Annotated in this window: 16 protein-coding genes and 1 pseudogene; 11 read left to right on the forward strand and 6 right to left on the reverse strand. The window is 70.5% G+C overall.

Annotated features, from left to right (window positions below; genetic code table 11):
- Window positions 1-380: 380 nt before the first annotated feature.
- Window positions 381-1,397: a carboxylesterase family protein gene (locus M6G08_RS23915; protein WP_272589218.1), complete on the reverse strand. Its 1,017-nt coding sequence runs from the start codon at window positions 1,395-1,397 to the stop codon at window positions 381-383.
- Between the two features lie 78 nt (window positions 1,398-1,475).
- On the opposite strand from M6G08_RS23915, the gene M6G08_RS23920 reads away from it, so the two are divergent.
- From M6G08_RS23920 to M6G08_RS23935, 4 genes are all read left to right on the forward strand, one after another.
- Window positions 1,476-2,027 (forward strand): hydrolase CocE/NonD family protein, encoded by a 552-nt coding sequence (locus M6G08_RS23920; RefSeq protein WP_272589219.1) that lies wholly within the window; start codon window positions 1,476-1,478, stop codon window positions 2,025-2,027.
- Window positions 2,028-2,160: 133 nt separating this feature from the next.
- Window positions 2,161-3,555 (forward strand): CapA family protein, encoded by a 1,395-nt coding sequence (locus M6G08_RS23925; RefSeq protein WP_272589220.1) that lies wholly within the window; start codon window positions 2,161-2,163, stop codon window positions 3,553-3,555.
- 36 nt (window positions 3,556-3,591) lie between these two features.
- On the forward strand, window positions 3,592-5,325 hold the full coding sequence (locus M6G08_RS23930) for an ABC transporter permease (protein ID WP_272589221.1): 1,734 nt from the start codon (window positions 3,592-3,594) through the stop codon (window positions 5,323-5,325).
- A gap of 47 nt (window positions 5,326-5,372) precedes the next feature.
- The gene (locus M6G08_RS23935; protein WP_272589222.1) at window positions 5,373-6,611 is read left to right on the forward strand and encodes an ABC transporter ATP-binding protein; all 1,239 of its coding nucleotides are present in this window, start codon (window positions 5,373-5,375) and stop codon (window positions 6,609-6,611) included.
- A gap of 25 nt (window positions 6,612-6,636) precedes the next feature.
- On the opposite strand, the gene M6G08_RS23940 is transcribed toward M6G08_RS23935, so the two are convergent.
- Both M6G08_RS23940 and M6G08_RS23945 read right to left on the reverse strand, forming a co-directional pair.
- Window positions 6,637-7,632, reverse strand: coding sequence for a LysR family transcriptional regulator (locus tag M6G08_RS23940; RefSeq protein ID WP_272589223.1), 996 nt, complete (start codon window positions 7,630-7,632; stop codon window positions 6,637-6,639).
- Between the two features lie 104 nt (window positions 7,633-7,736).
- Window positions 7,737-8,852: an ABC transporter substrate-binding protein gene (locus tag M6G08_RS23945; protein ID WP_272589224.1), complete on the reverse strand. Its 1,116-nt coding sequence runs from the start codon at window positions 8,850-8,852 to the stop codon at window positions 7,737-7,739.
- 325 nt (window positions 8,853-9,177) lie between these two features.
- Here M6G08_RS23945 and M6G08_RS23950 point away from each other — a divergent pair, with 325 nt between their 5' ends.
- From M6G08_RS23950 to M6G08_RS23970, 5 genes are all read left to right on the forward strand, one after another.
- A complete protein-coding gene (locus M6G08_RS23950; RefSeq protein WP_272589225.1) occupies window positions 9,178-10,386 on the forward strand; it encodes an MFS transporter in 1,209 nt (402 codons plus the stop codon).
- 111 nt (window positions 10,387-10,497) lie between these two features.
- On the forward strand, window positions 10,498-11,637 hold the full coding sequence (locus tag M6G08_RS23955; protein WP_272589226.1) for an alpha/beta hydrolase: 1,140 nt from the start codon (window positions 10,498-10,500) through the stop codon (window positions 11,635-11,637).
- Window positions 11,634-13,364 (forward strand): thiamine pyrophosphate-binding protein, encoded by a 1,731-nt coding sequence (locus M6G08_RS23960; RefSeq protein ID WP_272589227.1) that lies wholly within the window; start codon window positions 11,634-11,636, stop codon window positions 13,362-13,364. The genes M6G08_RS23955 and M6G08_RS23960 overlap by 4 nt, the downstream gene beginning before the upstream one ends.
- The gene (gene rraA, locus M6G08_RS23965) at window positions 13,361-13,843 is read left to right on the forward strand and encodes a ribonuclease E activity regulator RraA (RefSeq protein ID WP_272589228.1); all 483 of its coding nucleotides are present in this window, start codon (window positions 13,361-13,363) and stop codon (window positions 13,841-13,843) included. The genes M6G08_RS23960 and rraA overlap by 4 nt, the downstream gene beginning before the upstream one ends.
- A gap of 1 nt (window position 13,844) precedes the next feature.
- The gene (locus tag M6G08_RS23970) at window positions 13,845-14,885 is read left to right on the forward strand and encodes an LLM class flavin-dependent oxidoreductase (RefSeq protein ID WP_272589229.1); all 1,041 of its coding nucleotides are present in this window, start codon (window positions 13,845-13,847) and stop codon (window positions 14,883-14,885) included.
- Between the two features lie 112 nt (window positions 14,886-14,997).
- Here the strand turns inward: M6G08_RS23970 and M6G08_RS23975 are convergent, their stop codons facing one another.
- Complete coding sequence (locus M6G08_RS23975) at window positions 14,998-16,257, reverse strand: carboxylesterase/lipase family protein (protein WP_272589230.1); 1,260 nt, start codon at window positions 16,255-16,257, stop codon at window positions 14,998-15,000.
- 40 nt (window positions 16,258-16,297) lie between these two features.
- On the opposite strand from M6G08_RS23975, the pseudogene M6G08_RS23980 reads away from it, so the two are divergent.
- A pseudogene (locus M6G08_RS23980) lies at window positions 16,298-16,521 on the forward strand (helix-turn-helix domain-containing protein); the annotation flags it as partial.
- A 6-nt stretch (window positions 16,522-16,527) separates the two neighbouring features.
- On the opposite strand, the gene M6G08_RS23985 reads toward M6G08_RS23980, so the two are convergent.
- Both M6G08_RS23985 and M6G08_RS23990 read right to left on the reverse strand, forming a co-directional pair.
- The gene (locus tag M6G08_RS23985) at window positions 16,528-17,073 is read right to left on the reverse strand and encodes a hypothetical protein (protein ID WP_272589231.1); all 546 of its coding nucleotides are present in this window, start codon (window positions 17,071-17,073) and stop codon (window positions 16,528-16,530) included.
- A gap of 229 nt (window positions 17,074-17,302) precedes the next feature.
- Window positions 17,303-17,431, reverse strand: coding sequence for a hypothetical protein (locus M6G08_RS23990; RefSeq protein ID WP_272589232.1), 129 nt, complete (start codon window positions 17,429-17,431; stop codon window positions 17,303-17,305).
- A gap of 740 nt (window positions 17,432-18,171) precedes the next feature.
- On the opposite strand from M6G08_RS23990, the gene M6G08_RS23995 reads away from it, so the two are divergent.
- Window positions 18,172-19,884: a subtype B tannase gene (locus M6G08_RS23995; protein ID WP_272589233.1), complete on the forward strand. Its 1,713-nt coding sequence runs from the start codon at window positions 18,172-18,174 to the stop codon at window positions 19,882-19,884.
- Window positions 19,885-20,117 lie beyond the last annotated feature (233 nt).

Genomic DNA, 20,117 nt, shown 5'->3' on the forward strand with positions numbered 1-20,117 from the left:
TTCGACGTCGTGAGGGCCGGGCACTTGCGTGCCCGGCCCTCACGCGTTGTACCGGCCTGCTCGCATCGGGAGTGAGCCGAGACGCTGTGTACCGGAGGGCACGGCTCCTGTTCCGGCCAGGGCCGGGGCTCCACACCTGTGCGGTTCGTCTTGAGGTCACTGACCCGCGCGGCGACCGCCGGCCATCGGCGTCCGGCATCGCATCGCTGTCACCTGGGCTCGGGGGCGACGGGGCGGGGGCTCGTTTCCGTACGCCATTCCGGCCTCGGCAACGACCGGTGGTGAGTCAGTCCTGTTGATCGAGTTGCTGATCGCTCACGGTCGGCAACTCACCCGCATTCCAGGTACCGCGTGGACCGGGCATCCCCGACACCGGGCTGTCAGGCGGCCCTCTGCTCGAAGAGCCAGTCGCGCAGCGGGGTGATCTTGTAGGCCGGTTCGAAGGACGCCATGTGCTCGCTGTTCATGGCGGGGTCGGAGGAGGCGGAGTCGGATGCCTCCAGCACCGTACCTGTCTTGAACGTGGCGAAGTTGATGCTGTCACCGGCGTCGAAGAGCTTCTCGGCGGCAGTGGCGTACTTTGCGGCGGACCAGGTGGCGTCCCAGGTGGCGCTCTGGTACGAGACTCCGGCTTCCTTGAGCATGGCCTTGACGTCGTCCTGGCCGCCGGAGGCGTTCTCGTCGCCGCCGGCGGCGATGTAGAAGAACCTCTCCTCGGCGAGGTTGTCGAGTTCGCTGATGTCCCACTGGCCGGAGACGAAGAGTTCGGCGGCGAAAAGGCCGGGGTGCTTGGCGGTCAGATACATCACCGTCATGCAGCCCATCGACTGCCCGGTGCCGTAGATCCGCTTGTCGTCGACGCTGTACTTGCCGGTGATCGAGCTGAGCAGACGGGTGGTCATCTCGACGTAGTCGGTGGTGGTGAAGCTGCCGTGGTCGTCGATGATGACGGACGGGTATTCGGGGACCAAGACGAAACTCTCGTGCTTGGCCTGCTCGTCGGCGCTGGCCCAGATGAGCGCGCCGTATTGGGACAGCGGGGCGGTGACGTCCTGCCCGACCAGGCTGGAGTCGGCGATGTAGAGGACCAGGGGGTAGGACTTGGACGCGTCGTAGCCCTCGGGGATGTACAGGTTGTAGGGCAGGGACTCACCCGTCTGCGAGTCCTCGTAGGTGAACTGCTTGAATGAACTCTTCACCTGTGAGGTCAGGTTGTCCAGACTGGGCGGTTCCCCGACGCTGGTCGCCTTGGTGGTTTCGGTGGCCTCGGCGGTGAGGGTGCTGCTGGAGGCGGCGGCGGAGCTGTCAGAGGAGGTGCCGCAGGCGGTGACCCCAAGGAAGACGGCGCCGAGCGAGGCGGCGAGGAAACCGCGTCGCGGCAGGTGAGAGGTGTTCATGCGGCGATTGTCCGGACGCCGGCTGAGGGAATCGTGAGGCGCGCCTTTGAGGTGACTGTGAAGGAGTAGCGGGACCGGATGATGCGCTCGAGCGGTTCGGTCGGTTGGCCGGCCGGGGCGCCGCCCCTCGCGCACCGCGATGACCCGGACTTCTTCGCCGAGAGCAGGTTCGCCCGGCCGGAGGCCGAGCAGGTCAAGGTGCCGCTCCTGCACATCGGCAGCTGGCTGGCCCACTTCCCGGCCAACACGGTCCGGCAGTACTGCCTGACCAGGGACCACGCGGACCCCGCCGTGCGGGACGCCCAGCGGCTCGTGATGGAACCGTGGGGACACGGCGGCTTCACCCGGAACGAGTTCGGCAGCGTCTTCCCGGGCGGCGCCGTCGACTACGCCGGCATGAACGTCGAGTGGCTGGGCCGCCGGCTGAGGGGCTACTCCCTCACCCGGCCGGACCACCCGGTCGTGCTCTACGTGATGGGCGCCGACCGGTGGCGGGCGGAGCATGCGTTGCCCCGTCGTGCGCGGCCGCTCGGCCGGCCAGGACTCCGGGGAACGCCCCGACCGAATCCGCAACCGGCCATCGGGACAGCTCCCCTGCACCGTCGCCGCCCAGGCGATAACCACCGGTGATGACCGCAGTAGGAACTCTGTGCTTCTGCGCACGTCCGTGCCGACCTAGCTTGAACACAGCCCGATCACCTCGGGTGTCGCCGCGCGTTCACGGGCGACTGTGTCCGGCAACCCGGAAGGAAGTGCGAGTCGTATGCCCCCTACCGCCGACTGGTCGGTCGCCATCGCCGGCGAGTGCATGGTGACGAGGCCGTTCTCCATGCACTCCGAGGCGGAGTTCCTGCACATCCGGGAACTGTTCGAGAAAGCCGATGTCGCCTACGCGCACCTGGAGATGAACTTCGGCGACGCCGCCGATCTGCACCCGGGCCGCGGCGACTGGTACGGCAGTTACATGCTGGCCGAGCCCCATGTGGCCAAGGACCTGCGGTGGCTGGGCGTGGACGTGATGTCGACGGCCAACAACCACAGCCTGGACTTCGGCGCCAAGGGACTGTTCTCGACCGTCCAGGCCCTCAAGGACGCCGGAGTGGCCGGCGCCGGTACGGGCCGGGACCTGGACGACGCCCGGATGCCCACCTACGTCGAGACCCCCCGCGGCCGGATGGCGCTGATCTCGACCACCTCCGGCAACCGGCCGCACGAGTGGGCCGGCCGGCCCAAGGAGACGATGCAGGGGCGTCCCGGCATCAATCCGCTGCGGGTCACGACGACCTACGTCATTCCCCGGGAGGCCGCCCAGCACCTCAAGGCCACGGCCGAGGGACTGAACATCCTGCGCACCGGTAAGGACTGGAAGCCGGGCAAGACCGGCCGCGTCCTGCGCGACGACGAGTTCCAGTACAACCTGCCCGGCGGGCAGTCGGCCGCCGGCGAGATGGTCTTCCGCGAGGGCGACGACTACCAGATCCTCACCGAGTGCCACGCCGGTGACCTGGAAGGCAACCTGCGCGCGATCCGGTCGGCGGCCCACATGTCCGACCTGGTCATGGTCGCGCACCACTTCAACATCGCCGAGGGCCCGCGCGGCGACCGGCCGCCGCGGTTCGTCCGGGAGTTCGCCCACCGCGCCATCGAGGAGGGCGCCGACATCTTCGTCGGCCACGGCTGGCACAAGACCCTCGGTATCGAGATCTACCGGGGCAAGCCCATCTTCTACGGGCTCGGCAACTTCTTCGCCCAGTCCGAACTGCTCGAACGCGTCCCCTACGACAGCTACGAGACCTGGGGCCACGACGTCGACGCCCTGCCGACGCTCACCCCGGACGCGCACCCCCTGCACCCGGGTCTGGACACTCCCACCCCGACCTGGTGGAGTTCAGCCGTGATCGAGGTGCACCTCACCGACGGCCGGCTCACCGGCATCACCCTGCACCCCGTCGAGCTGGGCCGTGAGGTGTCGAAGGAGGCGAAGATCACCCGCGGTACCGGCAAGTCGGCGCAGCACCCCGTGACCGAGGGGCGTCCGCTCGCCGCGGACCAGGTCAACGGCGCCGAGGTGCTGGAGCGCTACCGGCAGCTGTCCGCCGAGTACGGCACCACCCTGGAGACCGACGGACGCGTGGCCCGGCTGCGGCTCGGCGACTGATCCCCACACGATCACGAACAGGAGGTACCGAGACGCATGGCTACGCTGACCCGACAGCCGACCTCCCCGCCGCGGGCGGACCGGAAGCGGACGCGGACGCGACGACGGGGCCCCGGGGTCCTCATGGTCCTCGTCGTCCTGCTCCTCGCCGTCCTCGTCTTCCTGCCCACCGCGCTGGTGTTCGTCCGTGCCGTCTCGGAAGACCCGCGCGACGCCCTGTCCACCTTCACCCTGGACGCCTTGAAGGACTCCTACGGCTCGTGGGAGATCTGGCGGGTGCTGGGTGAGACCATGGCCATGTCGCTGGCCTGCGGTGTCATCGCCACCGCCATCGGCGGGGCACTCGCCTGGGTGCTGGCCCGCACCGACGTGCCGCTGCGACGGTTCTTCGAACTGGTCGTGATCGCCCCGCTGTTCCTGTCGCCGTTCATCGGTGCGCTGGCGTTCCTGGAACTGGGGGCGCCGCGCACCGGCCTGCTCAACCAGCTCGCCCGGGACATCGGACTGCCCGGCTGGGTGTCGATCAACGTCATGACCTTCCAGTGGCTGATCGTCATCCTGGCCCTGCACTACGTGCCGTACGGATACCTGCTGGTCTCCGGCAGCCTGCAGAACATGGACGCCAGTCTGGAGGAGGCGTCCCACATGAACGGGCGGGGGACCCTCCACACGGCGTTGCGGATCTCCCTGCCGGCCGTCCGGCACGCCACCTTGTCGTCGGTCATGTTCGTCACCATCAGCGCCACCGGCATGTTCTCCGTGCCGGCGCTGCTGGGCGCCAAGATGGACTTCCAGCCGCTGGCCGTGACGGTCTACCGGGCCACCAACGGCTATCCGAGCGACTACGCCCTGGCCGCCGCCCTCGGCACCATGCTGGTGCTGCTCAGTGTGATCGGACTGTGGTTGTACCAGCGCGGGCTGCGGCAGTCCTCGAAGTTCGTGACCGTCACCGGCAAGTCCCGCAACCGCAAGCGCATTCACCTGGGCGGCGTCAAGTACCTCTTCGTCCTCCTGCTGGTCCTCTACGCCCTGATCACCACCGTGCTGCCCTACGCGGCCCTGGGCCTGCGGGCCTTCAGCAAGTCCACCAACCTCGACGAGATCGACCTCACCCTCGACGTCGTCCGGCAGGTGTGGCGGGCGCCCGAGCTGAAGAACGCGCTCGGCAACACGGTGATCGTGGCCGTGGCCACGGCCCTGTGTGCGGTGGCCGTCGGCATCCTGACCTCCTACGTCACCGAGCGGGTCCGGCACCGGGGCTCCGGCCTGCTCAACGCCGTCGCCATGTCCCCGCTGGCCGTTCCGGGCATCGTCTTCGCCACCGGGGTATTCGCCCTCTACCTCGGCACCCCGCTGTACGGCTCGCTCGCCATCATGGTGGTCGCCTACGTGGCCTCCTACCTGCCGCACGCCACCCGCGTCACCGGCAACGGCTTCGCCCAGATCGACAAGTCCCTGGAGGAGGCGTCCCGCATGTGCGGGGCGGGCCAGGGCCGCATGCTGTGGACCATCCTGCTGCCGCTGATGCGGCCGTCGATCGCAGCGGGCGTCATCATGGTGTTCCTGTTCACGGTGCGGGAGATCAACACCGCGATCCTGCTGTACACCCCGGACACCATGCTGCTGTCCATCCTCTCCTTCAACTACGCCCAGCAGGCGTCACTGCCGGCCGCCGCCGTCGTCGGTCTCCTGGAGACCGCCCTGATGATCGCCTGGATCGTCGTCATGCGGCTGCTGCTGAGGCCCGGAAAACTGCACCAGCGCGCCTGACGCGCACGGACCAAGCCGCCCGAAACGTGAACGAGGTGAACAGATCGATGGACGAGCCGCACCGCGACCCCGTGGACCACGGCCTGGTAGTGCGAGGACTCTTCGCCGAATACGGTGGCACGACGGCGGTCTCCGACCTCAGTCTGGAGATCGGACGCTCGGAATTCGTCACCCTGCTCGGGCCCAGCGGATGCGGGAAGACGACCACGCTGCGCTGCGTGGCCGGCCTGCACACCCCTTCCTCGGGCGAGATCACCCTGGGGGGACGGCCGCTGTACGCGTCCGACGCGAACATCCCACCGCACAAGCGGGACATCAACATGGTGTTCCAGTCCTACGCGGTGTGGCCGCACATGACGACCGTGGAGAACGTCATGTACGGCCTGAAGGCGAAGAAGACGCCGAAGGCCAGGGCCCGCTCCCAGGCCGAGCACATGCTGGAGCTGGTCGGCCTCGGCGAGTTCACCCATCGCAACGCCACCGACCTCAGCGGCGGACAGCAGCAGCGCGTCGCACTGGCCCGCGCGCTGGCCACCGAACCCAGCCTGGTGCTCATGGACGAACCGCTGAGCAACCTCGACGCCCAGCTGCGGGCGCGGATGCGGGACGAGATCCGGCAGATCCAGCGCCGTACCGGCATCACGGTGCTCTACGTGACGCACGACCAGTCGGAGGCGCTGTCCATGTCCGACCGGGTGGTGGTGATGAACAAGGGAGTCATCCAGCAGGTCGGTGACCCCTGGTCGCTCTACCACCGGCCGGCCAACGGCTTCGTGGCGACGTTCGTCGGCGAGGCCAACGTGGTACCCGCGGTCGTCGTCGAGGTGGGCGTGCGCACCTTCACCGTCAAGGTGCCCACGCTCGGCCCGGACACCGTGCTCGACATCGCCCACGCCACCGCCGCGGTCAGCCCCTCCCGGGGCGACCGGCTCTCGGTGGTGTTCCGCCCCGAGTGGATACGGGTGGGCCGGGAGACCGGACCGCTGCCGGACCGGCTGGATGCCAACGAGTTCCGGGCCCGGCTGGTGGCCAGCGAGTTCCTCGGCGACCACTTCGAGCGCACCTACGAAGCGGGGGAGCACCGCTTGCGCGTCCAGGCCGTCACGGGGCCGACCTCCCGGCCACCGGAGATCGGCGCAGACCAGACGCTGCTGCTGACCCCGGACAACGTGACCTGGTTCCCCGCCGAGGATGCCGACCCGCAGGGTGACGCGGGCCCGGCGACGACCGTGGACGAGGGTGAGGGCCTGCCGGTCGGTGCGCGCACGGAGGTGCTCGGCAACTGACGTCACCGCGCCGCGCCGGTGCCCCTCACGCGGGCACCGGCGCGGCCGTGCGCTGGGCCGGGCTGAGCGAGGACTCGATCTTGGCCGGCAGCATGCCGAGGAAGGCACGGGCGGCCCGGGAGACCTCCCGGTCGGGCGGCGCGAGGATGACGGCGCCCCGGGTCAGGGGCAGTCCCGGGGCCACGGCCCGGCGCAGCAGGCCCGCCCGCTGGTCCTCGTGCACGCAGAACTCCGGGAGGACGGCCAGGGCCAGCCCCCGGGTGACGTAGGTGCGCATCGCCTCCAGACCGCGGGACTCCAGCACCACCCGCAGTGAGACACCCACCTTCTCGGCCCAGCACTCGACCAGCTGACGGCTGCGCATGCCGTCCGCGAACGTGGCGAAGTCGGCCTGCGCGAGATACGGGACGCGGTCGGCCTCGGGCAGGGCGTGGATCTCGTCGTCGGGCCGCGCGTAGAGGTACATCCGCTCCTCGATCGCTCCGAGGGTGGGGAACTCGCTGGGCGCCGGGTAACGGCAGATGCCGAAGTCGGCCCGGCCGTCCGCCAGGGCCCGCGTGCACGCCTGCCGGGAGGGCTCGTGCTTGATGACGACCCGGACCGACGGCGCCGTCTCCTTCATGGCCATGACCGCGCCGACCAGCAGGTGCTTGATGTGGTCGGAGTCGCTGACGACGGTCACCGCCGAGCTCTCCGGCAGCTCCTTCATCCGCTCCAACCGCTGGTGGAACCGGTCGGTGCGGGTCAGTACCTCCTCGGCGAAGCCGAGCAGCTCCCGCCCCGCGGCCGTCAGTTCGGACCGTGCACCCTGCCGGCGTTCCAGCAGGGTGCAGCCCAGCAGGCGTTCGAGGTGCCGGATGCGCTGGGAGACCGCGGGCTGGGTGAGGGCCAGCTCGGCGGCGGCGGCGCGGAAGGAGCCGGCGCGGACGAGGGTCTGGAAGGTGTACATCTGGTCGAACGTCAGTCCCGCGATCAGCCGTTGGCGGCTGGTGTGACGCCAGGCGCTGGTTTCGAACATCATGGTTCCTCCTGTCGGGCGAGCAGGACCGGGCAGGCGTAAGCCCGGGGCGGACCTGGCAGGCCAGGCCCTCCCCGGGACGGGTGGGAGGCGTCAGGAACGGCCGCTCACTTCTTCAGCGTGGCGTTGACCTTGCTGACGAAGTCGGCGAAGCCGTCGCCCTGCAACTCGGGCTGGGTGGCCATGCCGTACCAGATCTCCGGCTTGGAGTACCAGGTCTCCTTGGCGATGGCCCGCTCGTCCACCCACCCGGTCCGGCTGCCGGCCCCGGTCCCGTAGGTGGCCATCAGGTCGTGACCCTCGTCGGAGCTGGCCCACTCCAGGAAGAGGCGAGCGGCGTACGGATGGGGGGTCGCCGTCGGCAGGCCCATCATCCACAGGGCGGCGTTGGTGGGCGTCGGGTAGGCGTACTCGACGGGGGCGCCTTCGTCGATGTAGTCGTTGTAGAGCGTGTCGGTGCCGAACGTGACGGCGTACTCGCCCTTCACCAGCTGTTCGGCGATGGGGATCTGACTCTCGAAGAGTGCCGGGTCGTTGTCGGCCACCCCGTCCAGCCAGTCCCAGCCGTACTTGTCGGACTGGTGCAGGATCACGTTGGCGTAGTTGCCCGCCGTGGTCGCGCCGCCGGTGTCGCCCAGCGCGATCCTGCCCTTGAACGCGGGATCGGCCAGGGCGGCCACCGGGTCCTCGCGAAGCAGTTTCTGCTGCTCGGGCGTGGTCACCTCGGTGTTCCACGCGATGGCACCGATGCTCTGGTGCAGGGGGTAGATCTTCCCGGCCAGTCCGGTGCCGGGCAGGACCTTGTCGTAGTCGTAGGCGTCGTAGTTCTGGGTCTGGTAGTCGGTGATCCAGCCCTCTTTCTCGGCGTCCTGCCAGAGCTGGTAGACGTTCTGGATGACGACGTCCGCGTTGTCCACACCGCCGCCGACCTCCTGCGCCCACTTCTGGAAGAGCGTGGTGCTGCCGTCGCGGTAGAGCTTGACCTGGATGCCGTACTTCTTCTCGAAATGCTCAATCCAGGCCGTGGTCGACTTCTCCGTCGTGGCGGCGTACAGGCTGACCTCGCCCTCTTCCTTGGCCTTTTCGATCAGCGAGTCCATGCCCCCCGCGTCGGCGACGTTCTTCGGCAAATTCTCGGAGGTGCCGCTCCCGGAACCGCCGCACCCGGCCAGCAACAGCGAACTCACGGCCGCTATTCCGACGAGTACCTTTCGGATTCTCATGCTGCCCCAGCCTCCAACTTCCTTGTTCTCGGGGGGAGACGCAAAAGTCCGTAACTGCTGGGAAACAGTAGGGCCGTGCGTCAGGACCGGTAAGCGTCGGGTTTCTACTTCACCGATAAGCCCGGTCTTATCGCCGGGACGGAGAACATCACGGGCGGCCCTCTTGCGCACTGATCGGTTACGGCGAATCGTCGACAATATCGTCGGCAGCAGCGATGACGTCAGGGACAGTACACGTCACACCGCGCGTGCGAAACGGTGCCGACGTGACCGAACGCGTCCGCTGGGCCGGGCCGTGCTCCACCCGTGACAGCCAAGGAGACCGATGCGCGTGTCAGAGCCGGCCGTTCCCTGGCGGCAGTTGCTGCCGACCGCCCTCGTCCCCAACGTGCTGCACGGCTGCGGCCAGGGCGCCGCGATGCCCGTGACGCTGCTGGCCGCGAAGGCGCTGACCGGCTCCTCGGCCGCCGCCGCGACGGTCACGGCTCTGCTGACCGTGGGACAGCTGCTGCTGGCGCTGCCGGCCGGATGGCTGGTCGGACGGTACGGGGAGCGGCGCGTCATGCTGCTGGCGACTGCGGTGACGGCGGCGGGAGGCATGACGGCGTACCTGGCGCACTCGGTGTGGCTGCTCGCTGGGGGAGCGCTGGTGATCGGCAGCGGTGCGGCCGTCTTCACCATGGCCCGCCACACCTGGGTCACCGTCGCGGTGCCGGCCCCGGTGCGCGGCCGCTCGCTGTCCGCACTCGCCGGGGCCACCCGGCTCGGTCTGTTCGCAGGCCCCTTGCTGGCCGCCGCCGCCATGCGCCTCACCAGCGGTGTCCATGGCGGGTTCCTGGTGGTCGTCGTCGCGTGCGTCCCGCTGGCGGTGCTGGTCGGGTCGGCCCCCTTCCAGGAGGCGGGCTGCGACGGCGCGGGCGACGAGGCGGCGCCACGCGTGCTGCGTACCGTCTGGGAGCGCCGCCGGGTGCTGCTCACTCTCGGTCTCACCCTCTCCGTGGTCAGCACGATGCGGACCACCCGGCGCATCCTCGTGCCGCTGGTCGGGACCGCGGTGGGGCTGGACGAGGTCACCGTCACCGTCGTGGTCGGCCTGGCCGCCGGGCTCGACTTCTCCCTGTTCTACGCGGGCGGAGTGGTGACCGACCGCTGGGGAAGAGTCGCGGTGGCCCTGCCGGCCCTGGTGGTCTTCGGTGTCTGCCACCTCGGCCTCGCGTTCGCGCCGCGACTGCCGTTCGCGGTGCTCTGGTTCCTCGGCAGCACCGCGCTGATGGCGATCGCCAACGGGTGGAGCGGCGGGGTGGTGCCCACCGTGGGCTCCGACCTCGCGGACCCGCGGTCACCCGCACCGTTCCTCGGTTCCTGGCGGCTGGCCACCGAACTGGGTCCGTCCGTGGCGCCGTTCGCCGTCGCCGCGCTGGCCGGCGCGCTGTCCCTGGCCGCCGCGTGCGCCGCGGTCGCGGCGCTGGCCGCGCTGGCCGCGCTGCTCCTGCCGGCCCACGCCCGCAGACACCTTCCCCGGCGGACCACCTGACGCACGGGGCACCACGGCTGCTTATCGGCTCATCACGGATGCTTTCGAACCGGGCATTGCGCTCTCCGGCCCCGGCTTCCGACCATGGCGGGAACCGGAGAGGAGAGTCACATGACATCCCCAGGCAAGAGACGCGGCTTCGGCCGTCGCGCGGCAAGTGTGGTGACGTCCGGCGTTCTCGTCGCGATGTGCCTTGCGGCGGCGGCCCCGTCCGCCGCCGGAGGCGCCGACGCCACGGACGCCGCCGCCCGGGCGGGCCGGGACTCCACCGGAACCGTGCTGCGGGTGAAGGTGCACGGGAAGTCGCTCGAGGGAAACCTGGAGGGCGATTCACCGGACCGGGACGTCTCGGTGTACCTGCCTCCCGGCTACAAGTCCGACTCCCACCGGCGCTATCCCGTGCTGTACATGCTGCACGGATTCACCAACACGGACCTGAGCTACTTCGGCGACGGTGCCGGGACCCACATCCCGACCATCACCGACCGGGCGATCGAGGGCGGCACCGCCCGCGACATGATCATCGTCACGCCGAACGCGATGACCGTCTACGGGGGCAGCAACTACTCGAGCGGCGCGACCACGGGGGACTGGGAGTCGTTCGTCTCCCAGGACCTGGTGTCGTACGTGGACAAGCACTTCCGCACCATCGACCGGGTCGAGGCCCGCGGGCTGGCGGGCCACTCCATGGGCGGCTACGGCGCGATGCGGATCGGGATGAAGCATCCCGAGGTCTTCTCCTCCCTCTACATCCTCAGCTCCTGCTGCATCTCGCCGACCAGCAACATCCCGGACACCCCCGAGGAGATGGCGGCGTTCGAGGCGTTCACCGAACGCCCCGACGACTACACCCAGGTCCCGTCCAACATCAGGACGGCGGTCGCCGCCGCCGCGGCGTGGGCCCCCGACCCCGACAACCCGCCGCTCTACTACGACTCCCCGGTCCGGAACGGCGAGCTGGACCCGGCGGTGTTCGCCCGGATGACCGCCAACCGGCCGCTCGCCATGGTCGACCAGTACGTCAACAACCTCAGAAAGCAGCACATCGCCTTCGACGTCGGGAACGAGGACACCAACATCCTGGCGAACCTCACCGAGTTCGACCGGGTCCTGACCTCGTACGACGTGCCGCACACCTTCGAGGTCTACCAAGGCAACCACGGCAACCGCGTCCCCGAGCGCTTCGAGGACGAAGTGCTGCCCTTCTTCTCCAAGTACCTCGCACGGAAGCCGGCGAAGGAGTCCTCTTGAGCAACACCGACCTGGCCGCCGCCACCGGCACCCGGGCCCGCACCGCCACCGGTGCCACGGCGTTGGCCGACGCCGTGGCCCGCACCGGCTGCACCCATGTCTTCGCCCTCATGGGAGACGGCAACATGCACCTCCTGCTGGCGCTGGAGGAACGCGGCGTCGGCGTGGTGGAGGTCCGGCACGAGAGCGCCGCCGTGGCGATGGCCGAGGGATACACCTGGTCCGCGGGGCGGACCGGTATCTGCTCGGTCACCCACGGACCGGGACTCACCCATGTGGCGACGTCCCTGGTGGTCGCGGCGCGCAACCGCACGCCGCTCGTCGTGATCGCCGCCGAGACACCCGCCGGCTACCAGGGTGCCCAGCGCTTCGACCAGGCGTCCTTCGCCGCCTCCTGCGAAGCCGTCTACCGCACCATGGGACGGGACGACGACCCCGAGGAAGCCCTCACCGCGGCCCTCGCCGTGGCCCGGAACCGGTCGCGGCCGGTCGTCCTGGGAATCGCCGCGGACCTCCTCACCGCCCCTGCGGCCGAACGCGCAACGCGGGGACCGGCGGTGTTCCCCGCTCCGTCCGGGGCACCGTCCGCCGAGGACGACGCCGTCGCGGCCGACCGGCTGGCCCGGCTGCTCACCGACGCCGAACGCCCGGTGCTGCTAGCGGGCCGCGGCGCGGCGGACGGTCACTCTCCCGACCTCCTGCGCTCACTGGCCGACCACTTCGGCGCCGGCCTGGCCACGACCCTGCCCGCCAAGGGCATGTTCGACGGCCACCCCCTCGACCTGGGCATCGCCGGCGGTCTGGCCCACCCCGCCGCCGAGCGCCTGCTCGGCTCCGCCGACCTGGTCGTGGCGTTCGGCGCCTCCATGGGCCGCAGCACCACCCAGTCCCGGCGCCTGTTCGCCCGGGCGCACGTCGTCAGGGTCGTCGACGAGGTACCGGGCGGGAGCTCTGCGGGGGCGCCGGGAGGCGGCGGCCGGACGGAGACGTTGCGCGGCAACGCGGCGGGCACCCTGCGCCGCACCGTGTCCCTGACGCGGGCGCTGAGCGGTGCGCGCCGACCGTGGTTCGGCCCGGTCGGCCCGGCCGCCGACTGCTGGCGGGAGGACCTGCGGGACTTCGCCCCGCCGGTTGCCGACGGCACTGTCGACCCACGGCGCGCGGTCGCCGGGATCAGCGAGCGCCTGCCCGAGGACGCCACCGTCGTCATCAGCAACGGCCACTGCTCGGGCTTCGCCGCCGCGTTCGTCACCGTGCCCGCACGGGGCCGCTTCTTCGCCGCCCAGGGCTTCGGTTCCATCGGCCAGGCGCTCACCACGGCCATCGGCGTCGCCCTGGGCACCCCGGACCGCAAGACCGTGGTCTTCGAGGGGGACGCCGCGTTCATGATGCACATACAGGAACTGGACACCGCGGCCCGCGCCGGGGCCGACCTGACCGTGTTCGTCCTCAACGACCAGGCGCTGGGCACCGAGTACCAGCGCCTGCACCGCGACGGCGACAACGCCGGGGCCGCCGTCGTCCCGCCGCCCGCGATCGCCCCGCTCGCCGCAGCCTTCGGCGCGCGGTCGGCGACCCTGGACGCGGCCGGAGCGGGGGAGATCCTCAAGGAGGCGCTGCGCCCCGGGCTCGCCGTCGTCGACGTACGCACCGCCCGGTCCGTGCTCAGTCGGCACATGCGGCTTCCGCACACGCTGACCGGGCAGAACGACGGGGCCGGACAGTGAGCGAGGAACTCACGGCGGACATCTGCGACCGCTTGGACGGCACGGTCCAGACCTGCACCACCCAACTGCGGTCCTACGGCGGCCGGACCAGGTTCTCCGGTCGCGTCGAGACAGTCTCGTGCCTGGAGGACAACGTGCTCGTGCGCGCCGCCCTGTCCCGGCCGGGACAGGGCCGGGTGCTCGTGGTCGACGGGGCCGGATCGCTGCGCACGGCGCTGATGGGCGACGCGATGGCCGAACTGGCCAGGGGCAACGGCTGGGCGGGCGTGATCGTGCACGGCGCGGTGCGGGACGTTGCCCGGCTGCGCGACACCGACCTGGGGGTGCTCGCCCTCGGGTCGAACCCGCGCCGCAGCGGCAAGGCCGGGACCGGCACGGCCGGGCAGCCGGTGGTGTTCGGCGGCGTGGTGTTCACACCGGGTGACACCGTGCACGTGGATGAGGACGGTGTGGCCCTGGTGCCCCGCGAGAAGGAGTGAGATGACCGGGGCACCGCGGTTCGCCATGCAGTTCACCGTGCTCGAACCGATCCTCACCCGCGAGCATGCCCGTCGGCTGACCGACCTGGCCAGGATGGCGGACGACTACGGACTGCACTCCATCGGTGTCGGTGACACGGGCTTCCGTCTCAACGAGGCGGCGGCCCGGGTCACCCTGCTCGCGCTTGGCACCACCCACACCTACGTCGGAATGCGCCCCACCAACCCCTGGACGCGTGACCCGCAGATCACGGCGGCCTTCCTGGCCACCATCGACGGCATCACCGGCGGCCGTGCCTTCATGGAGGTCGCCACGGGTGACTCCGCTGTGCGCAGTGTCGGCCGTCGGCCCGCCACCCGGGCCCGCCTGGAGGAGTACGTCACCTGCGTCCGCGACCTCCTGGCCACCGGCCACGGGCGCTACGACGGACGCGACATCCGCGTATTCACCGGCCCGCGCGACCCGGTGCGCATCTCGGTCGGCGCGGAGGGACCGCGCATGCTGCGGCTGGCCGGGGCCGTCGGCGACGCCGCCTCCATCGGTACCGGCCTCACCCCCGAGGTCGTGGCGTGGTCCCTGGAACAGCTCCGTCAAGGAGCGCGGGAGCGAGGCCGGCGGACGGCCGCCGAGCCGTGGTTCACCGTCCGCAGCGCTCTGGACGCCGACCGGGAGGCCGCGCGGGACCGGCTGCTTCCCTCGCTCGCCTCGATCCTGCACCACAGCATGCGGCACGGAGTCGAGGACCGGCTGGTGCCCGAACGCCACCACGCGGCCGTACGGGAGTACGTGGACGCCTACGCCCTGGCCGACCACCAGCGGGCCGACGGCGGCAACGCGCGGCTGATGGGGGAGCTGGGGCTGGCGGGTTTCGCGATGGACCGCTGGGGCATGGCGGGCGACGCATCCGACTGGATACGGAGGATCGAGGAACTGGCCGGCCGCGGCGCGCGCCGCATGTGGCTGGCCAACCGCGGCGGCCTCGACGAACTGGAACGCACGCTGCGCGCCTTCGGGGAGGAGGTGCTGCCCAGGGTGCGCTGAACCGAACAGCGGCGGTGCCCGGCACGCGGGATGCGTGCCGGGCACCGCCGCTGTGCGGACCGGTCAGGCCAGCGGCTTCTGCCAGAAGGCGAGGTTGTGTTCCGCGGGGAAGTCACGGCTCGCCTTGGAGCAGGTGGCCGGGGCGTCGCCGCTCGACGTGGATCGCCCCGCCGAACGGGAAGTCGCGGGCGGACGGGTTCTCCTGCTGGATGCGGAAGATGGACGTGAAGTGCGGGGTGTCGCTCTCGGCGAACTCGTAGGCGTAGGTGGGCACCCACTTCGACAGGGTGCGGGTGAGCTGCCAGCGGGTGTAGGAGGTGGAGCCGTTCTGGGCGTCGGTCCACGCCTCGCCCGGGGTGGCGTAGTCACCGAGCGGGTACTCGGCGAGTACGGCGACGGCGTCCGCACCGTAGGCGGAGCGGACGGCGGACTCGTACTGGGCGGCCGTCATCGGCGTGCCGAGATCGTCGTAGTTCTGGAAGGTGGACAGGCCGCGTTCGCTGTCGGTCTGGCCCAGCATCACCGGGACCCGGTTGAACGCGCCGGTCCGGACGGCGGTCGCGGGGTTGACCGGGAAGGCGCGTCCGCCGGTGGACAGGCTGACGCCGGACTCCTTCTGCGCGGCGAGCAGCTCGGCGGCGGGTTTGGCGCGCAGGCAGGCCAGGACGTCGGCGGCGGTGGCGCAGCCGGCCTCCTTGGCGAAGGCGGTGCTCTGGGCCTGGCCGGAGGCGGCGGACTGGAGGTTGCAGCCGCCGCTCATGATGACCGCGCGGGAGAAGAGTCCCTTGGCGGTGGGCGAGGCCAGGTGGTCGCAGACCGAGCCGGCGCCGGCCGACTGGCCGGCGATGGTGACGTTGTCCGGGTCGCCGCCGAAGCGGGAGATGTTGGAGTGCACCCAGCGCAGCGCGGCCTGCTGGTCGAGGAGGCCGTAGTTGCCGGGGCCGTCCTTGCTCTCGGCCTGCAGCTGGGGCAGGTTGAGGGTTCCCAGGACACCGAGGCGGTAGTTGATGGTGACGACGATCGCGCCGGTCTGGGTGACGAACTTGCGCGGGTCGGTGTCCTGGCCTGCGCCGCCGGTGAAGCCGCCGCCGTGGATCCACACCAGCACGGGTGTCCTGGCGCGGGCGGTGTCGGGGACGTAGATGTTCAGGTCGAGGCAGTCCTCGGTGGTGATGGTCTGCTCGTAGCCGGGGTCCCAGCCGGTGTTCTGCGCGCACCGGTCGCCGAAGGAGGTGGCGTCGCGGACGCCGGACCACTTGGCGGCGGCCCGGGGCGCGTCCCAGCGGCCGGCGCCGGCGTAGGGAATGCCCAGCCAGGCGTCGTAGCCGGTGCGGTCGGTGCCGCGAACCCTGCCCTGGCTGGTCTGCACCACGTCCGAGACGGGGCGGCTGCCCGCCGACGAGGACCACTGGGCCGACCTGGCCGACGCACTGGGGTCTCCCGCACGCGGCTCTCCAACCACCTGGCCTGCCTGCGCGACTGCGGCCTGGTGGTCACCGTGCCCGACGGCCGCCGCACCCGATACGAACTGACCGACGACCGCATCGGCCACGCCCTGGACGACCTGCGCACCGCCGTCGTGGCCGTCGAGACCGACCGGTCCTGCGCCGACGCCGACGCGAAGGGCTGCTGCTGATCATGATCACTGAGACACCCGAGACCACCGGGAGGCCGCGCGCAGGGAGGCGACGGCCGCCGCGACCGCGGTGGAGGCGGCTGGCGAGACCTGCGCCATGAACGGTGACGACACGCCGCTGCCCGGCTGGATGTGCGGGGTGGAGAAGGGGTGGGTGACGGTCAAGAGAATGTCGGCCGGCTCGACGTCGGCCGCGTCGGAGGCGATCGTGCGCAGCGCGGCGACCCCCTTGGAGCTGATCGAGGTCAGATCGAGGACGACCAGTGCGCCGCTCTGCTCGGCGCCGCGCACCAGCAGCACCCGTACGAAGAGGTCGTCGTGGACGGTGGTGAAGCCGTCCAGCGGGAGCGTCGACGACGGCAGTTCGATCACCGCCCGCTCCGCGCCGGCCCGCGGTTCGCCGCTACCGGTCTCCGCGTCGGCGGTCACCGCCCAGGCGCCGCCCGCGGCGGTCGTTGTCGCCGCCACGACAGAACCGCCCAGGAACGCCCGGCGGCGCAGCGGTCTGCGATGGCCACGGCTCTTCTCGTCGTCCGCGTCGTTCACCCTCACTGGCGGGTTCCCTTCCATCGGTGCACGGTGTCATCTCCCTTGCAGAAAATGAGGGTTGATCGCGTGCGTCGTTGGGAAACCCCTGCGCGCATATGGCAGAGCCACCAGTGGGACCGCTGTGGAAACCTGTGCGGGAGCTGTCCCGCCGCGCCGCCGACCGGACGGTCGGACACGCGCCACGCCTTGACAGCTCCCGCACAAGACGCCGGCGAATTCGGCTCGGGCCGGCTCAGGCACCCCAGTCCGCGGTGGCGGAGGTCTGCGGCAGGAAGGCCACCCGGGTCAGGAAGTCCCTGAGCAGGATGCGCCACACGGACCATTGGTGGCCGCCGTCGATGAAGTCGCTCTGCACGTGCACACCGGCCGCGGTCAGGTCCCGTAGCGCGCGCAGCGGGCCGCGGTGGTGAGTCAGGTACCTCTGATTGATGGGGTCCTGCCAGCCGCCGCCGACGAAGACCGAAACCTTCGCCAGCGCCGACTTCAGCTCTGTCCGACGGGACGTATACCTGGCTGTACACGGCTGCCGACCCGGTCGTGTTCCAGGCAGGGTTGGCGGGATCGGTCGTCGCCGTGCAGCCGCTCAGACATCGGCTTCGGCCTCGAACGGCCTGATGGATGACGGCCGGGGCTGCGGTGGTCCCGGCCACACTGTGTGCGGCGAGCCGGTATCGGGCGTACGGCGAATCGGTCCGCGCACGTCACTGGGTCAGGTGGTTGCTGGTGGTCCCGACGCACCCGGCGGCTCGGGGGCGTGAGCTGAGATGCGGCCCATTCAGAAGCCGAAGGAAAAGTACGGCTGATGACGATCTTTTACGTTCGCGCGATCAACATGTCAACGGTCTTGTCGCAGGGCACAGGGAAGCCGGCGGGCGGGAGGCGGGCAACCCTTCACGAGGGAGAGGTGAGCGTGAGTCGCAGAAAACGGCCGCGAGATTGCTGTGCATATTGTTAACAATCTTGTAGCGTGCGTGACGCCTCGATCCCGAGGCATCGGCCACTCATTCGATGCCCAGTGAGGGAGACCCCGTGCAGCGGCTCTCGGCGTCCCACGGACGCGACACACTCAGCCACTCGACCGGTATACGGAAAGGACGTCCGGTGACCCACACACGCCTGCTCAGAGGTGTGGCGTTCGCGGGTTCCCTCGCGCTCGCGGCCCTCGCGGTGCCCACCTCCGCCGCCGTGGCGGCCCCCACCGCCGGCCGGGGTCACACGGTGGACCCGCAGGACGCCGCGCTGGACTTCGACTCCGCCGCCTACACGACGATCACCGTGACCGTGGACGGCAGTCCGGTGAACGTGCGCTGGTACAAGCAGATCTGCTACGTCGCGAAGCCCGTCGCGGCGGCAGCCCAGCAGCCCGGCGGCCCCGGCGGTGGCACGACCACGATCACCGACACCGCCTGCGGCTACCAGAGCATGAACGTGTTCGTCCCCGAGAGCGCCTTCGGCAACCAGCGCACCCCGATCTACTTCGCCGTCAACAACAGCGGCTGGAAGGCCAGCTACCTGCGGGCGAGCGTGACCGCCGGCGCCTCCTACACCAGCGCGACCAGCAAGGTCGGTGCTGCCCTGAAGGCGGGCTACGTGTTCGTCGACGTCGCCAACCGCAGCCGTGGTCTGGCCGGCGCCGACGGTACGGCTCCCGGCAAGGCCCCCGCCGCGGCGGTCGACGCCAAGGCCGCCGTCCGCTACCTGCGTCTGAACGACGCCGCGATGCCCGGCAGCGCGGAGCGCATCGTCGTCAACGGCACCAGCGGCGGCGGTGCGCTGGTGTCGATCCTGGGCGCCTCCGGCAACACCGCCGAGTACGACCCCTACCTCGCCGAGATCGGCGCCGCCGGAATCGACGCCAAGGGCCGCAGCACCCTGCGCGACGACGTCTTCGCCGTCAACGCGTACTGCCCGATCACCGACCTGGGCAACGCCGACGTCGCCTACGAGTGGCTGTACAACGTCCTCGACACCCGCGACACCGTCGGCTCCAACCCCTCGCCCGAGGCGGCCGAGGAGATGGCGTCCCGTTTCGCGGCGTACGAAAGGAGTCTCGGGCTGCGCAACCCCGACGGCTCCAGGCTCACCGCCGCCTCCATGCTCGACACCGTCGAACAGGAGGTCATCGACTCCGCCGAGACCTACCTGAAGGCCGACCCGGCTCACACCATCCCGCCGCTGGGCGGCACCTTCGAGATCGCGTCCGGCTCGGCCACCAAGTCGTACGTCAACGACTGGATCGACGTGGACGCGGCCACCGGCAAGGTCCGCTCCGTCGACATGACGAAGTACCTCGCGTTCGTCGCCACCCAGAACAGGCTGAAGACGACACCGGCCTTCGACGCCGTGGGCGTGGACGGCAACATCACCAGCGGCACCGAGACCGACCTCTTCGGCCCGCCGACGCAGAAGTACATGAACTACACCGCCTACAGCTGGGACCACAACGACGTGGCCGGCGACGGCAGCGGCCTCGACGACACCGGGCTGACCTGGAAGCAGTACACCGCGAAGAAGAGCACCACCGTCGACGACCAGGTGCACCTGATCAACCCGATGGACTTCATCGGCACCAAGGCGGACACGGCGCCGAACTGGTACGTCCGCCACGGCACCCGCGACCGGGACACCGCGTTCACCGTCTCGGTCAACCTGGACCGCGCCCTCGCCGGCGACAAGCAGGTCGACAACCTCGACTACCAGCTCGCCTGGAATCAGCCGCACGCCGGCAACTACGACGTGCCCGAGGCCATGGCCTGGATCGCCGAGGTCGTCCGCAAGGCCGGCGACCCGCTCGCCTCCGGACACGGTCGCTGAGTCGTCGGCACGCTCCGAGAAGGGCGGGCGGCGCGGCCTTGCCCCGATGCGGCGACGACCCGCCCGCGCCGCTCGTTGGGACGACCACCGGGTGGCGCGGGCGACCTCGGCCTCTGACGAAGCCTCGGGCCCGGAACACGGCACCCGGGTGGGACCGGCAGGACGAGCGGCGCCCCGGCGGCTTCGGAACCGTCGCGGGGCGCAGGTGCCCCGGCCGGAGGGCTGCCCGCGCC

Source organism: Streptomyces sp. M92 (assembly GCF_028473745.1).
Taxonomy (GTDB): Bacteria; Actinomycetota; Actinomycetes; order Streptomycetales; family Streptomycetaceae; genus Streptomyces.

Excerpts from the sequence above, each read along its gene's own strand:
- M6G08_RS23915 (WP_272589218.1), bottom strand. The coding sequence starts at position 1,397 with ATGAACACCTCTCACCTGCCGCGACGCGGTTTCCTCGCCGCCTCGCTC.
- M6G08_RS23920 (WP_272589219.1), top strand. The coding sequence starts at position 1,476 with ATGATGCGCTCGAGCGGTTCGGTCGGTTGGCCGGCCGGGGCGCCGCCC.
- M6G08_RS23925 (WP_272589220.1), top strand. The coding sequence starts at position 2,161 with ATGCCCCCTACCGCCGACTGGTCGGTCGCCATCGCCGGCGAGTGCATG.
- M6G08_RS23930 (WP_272589221.1), top strand. The coding sequence starts at position 3,592 with ATGGCTACGCTGACCCGACAGCCGACCTCCCCGCCGCGGGCGGACCGG.
- M6G08_RS23935 (WP_272589222.1), top strand. The coding sequence starts at position 5,373 with ATGGACGAGCCGCACCGCGACCCCGTGGACCACGGCCTGGTAGTGCGA.
- M6G08_RS23940 (WP_272589223.1), bottom strand. The coding sequence starts at position 7,632 with ATGATGTTCGAAACCAGCGCCTGGCGTCACACCAGCCGCCAACGGCTG.
- M6G08_RS23945 (WP_272589224.1), bottom strand. The coding sequence starts at position 8,852 with ATGAGAATCCGAAAGGTACTCGTCGGAATAGCGGCCGTGAGTTCGCTG.
- M6G08_RS23950 (WP_272589225.1), top strand. The coding sequence starts at position 9,178 with ATGCGCGTGTCAGAGCCGGCCGTTCCCTGGCGGCAGTTGCTGCCGACC.
- M6G08_RS23955 (WP_272589226.1), top strand. The coding sequence starts at position 10,498 with ATGACATCCCCAGGCAAGAGACGCGGCTTCGGCCGTCGCGCGGCAAGT.
- M6G08_RS23970 (WP_272589229.1), top strand. The coding sequence starts at position 13,845 with ATGACCGGGGCACCGCGGTTCGCCATGCAGTTCACCGTGCTCGAACCG.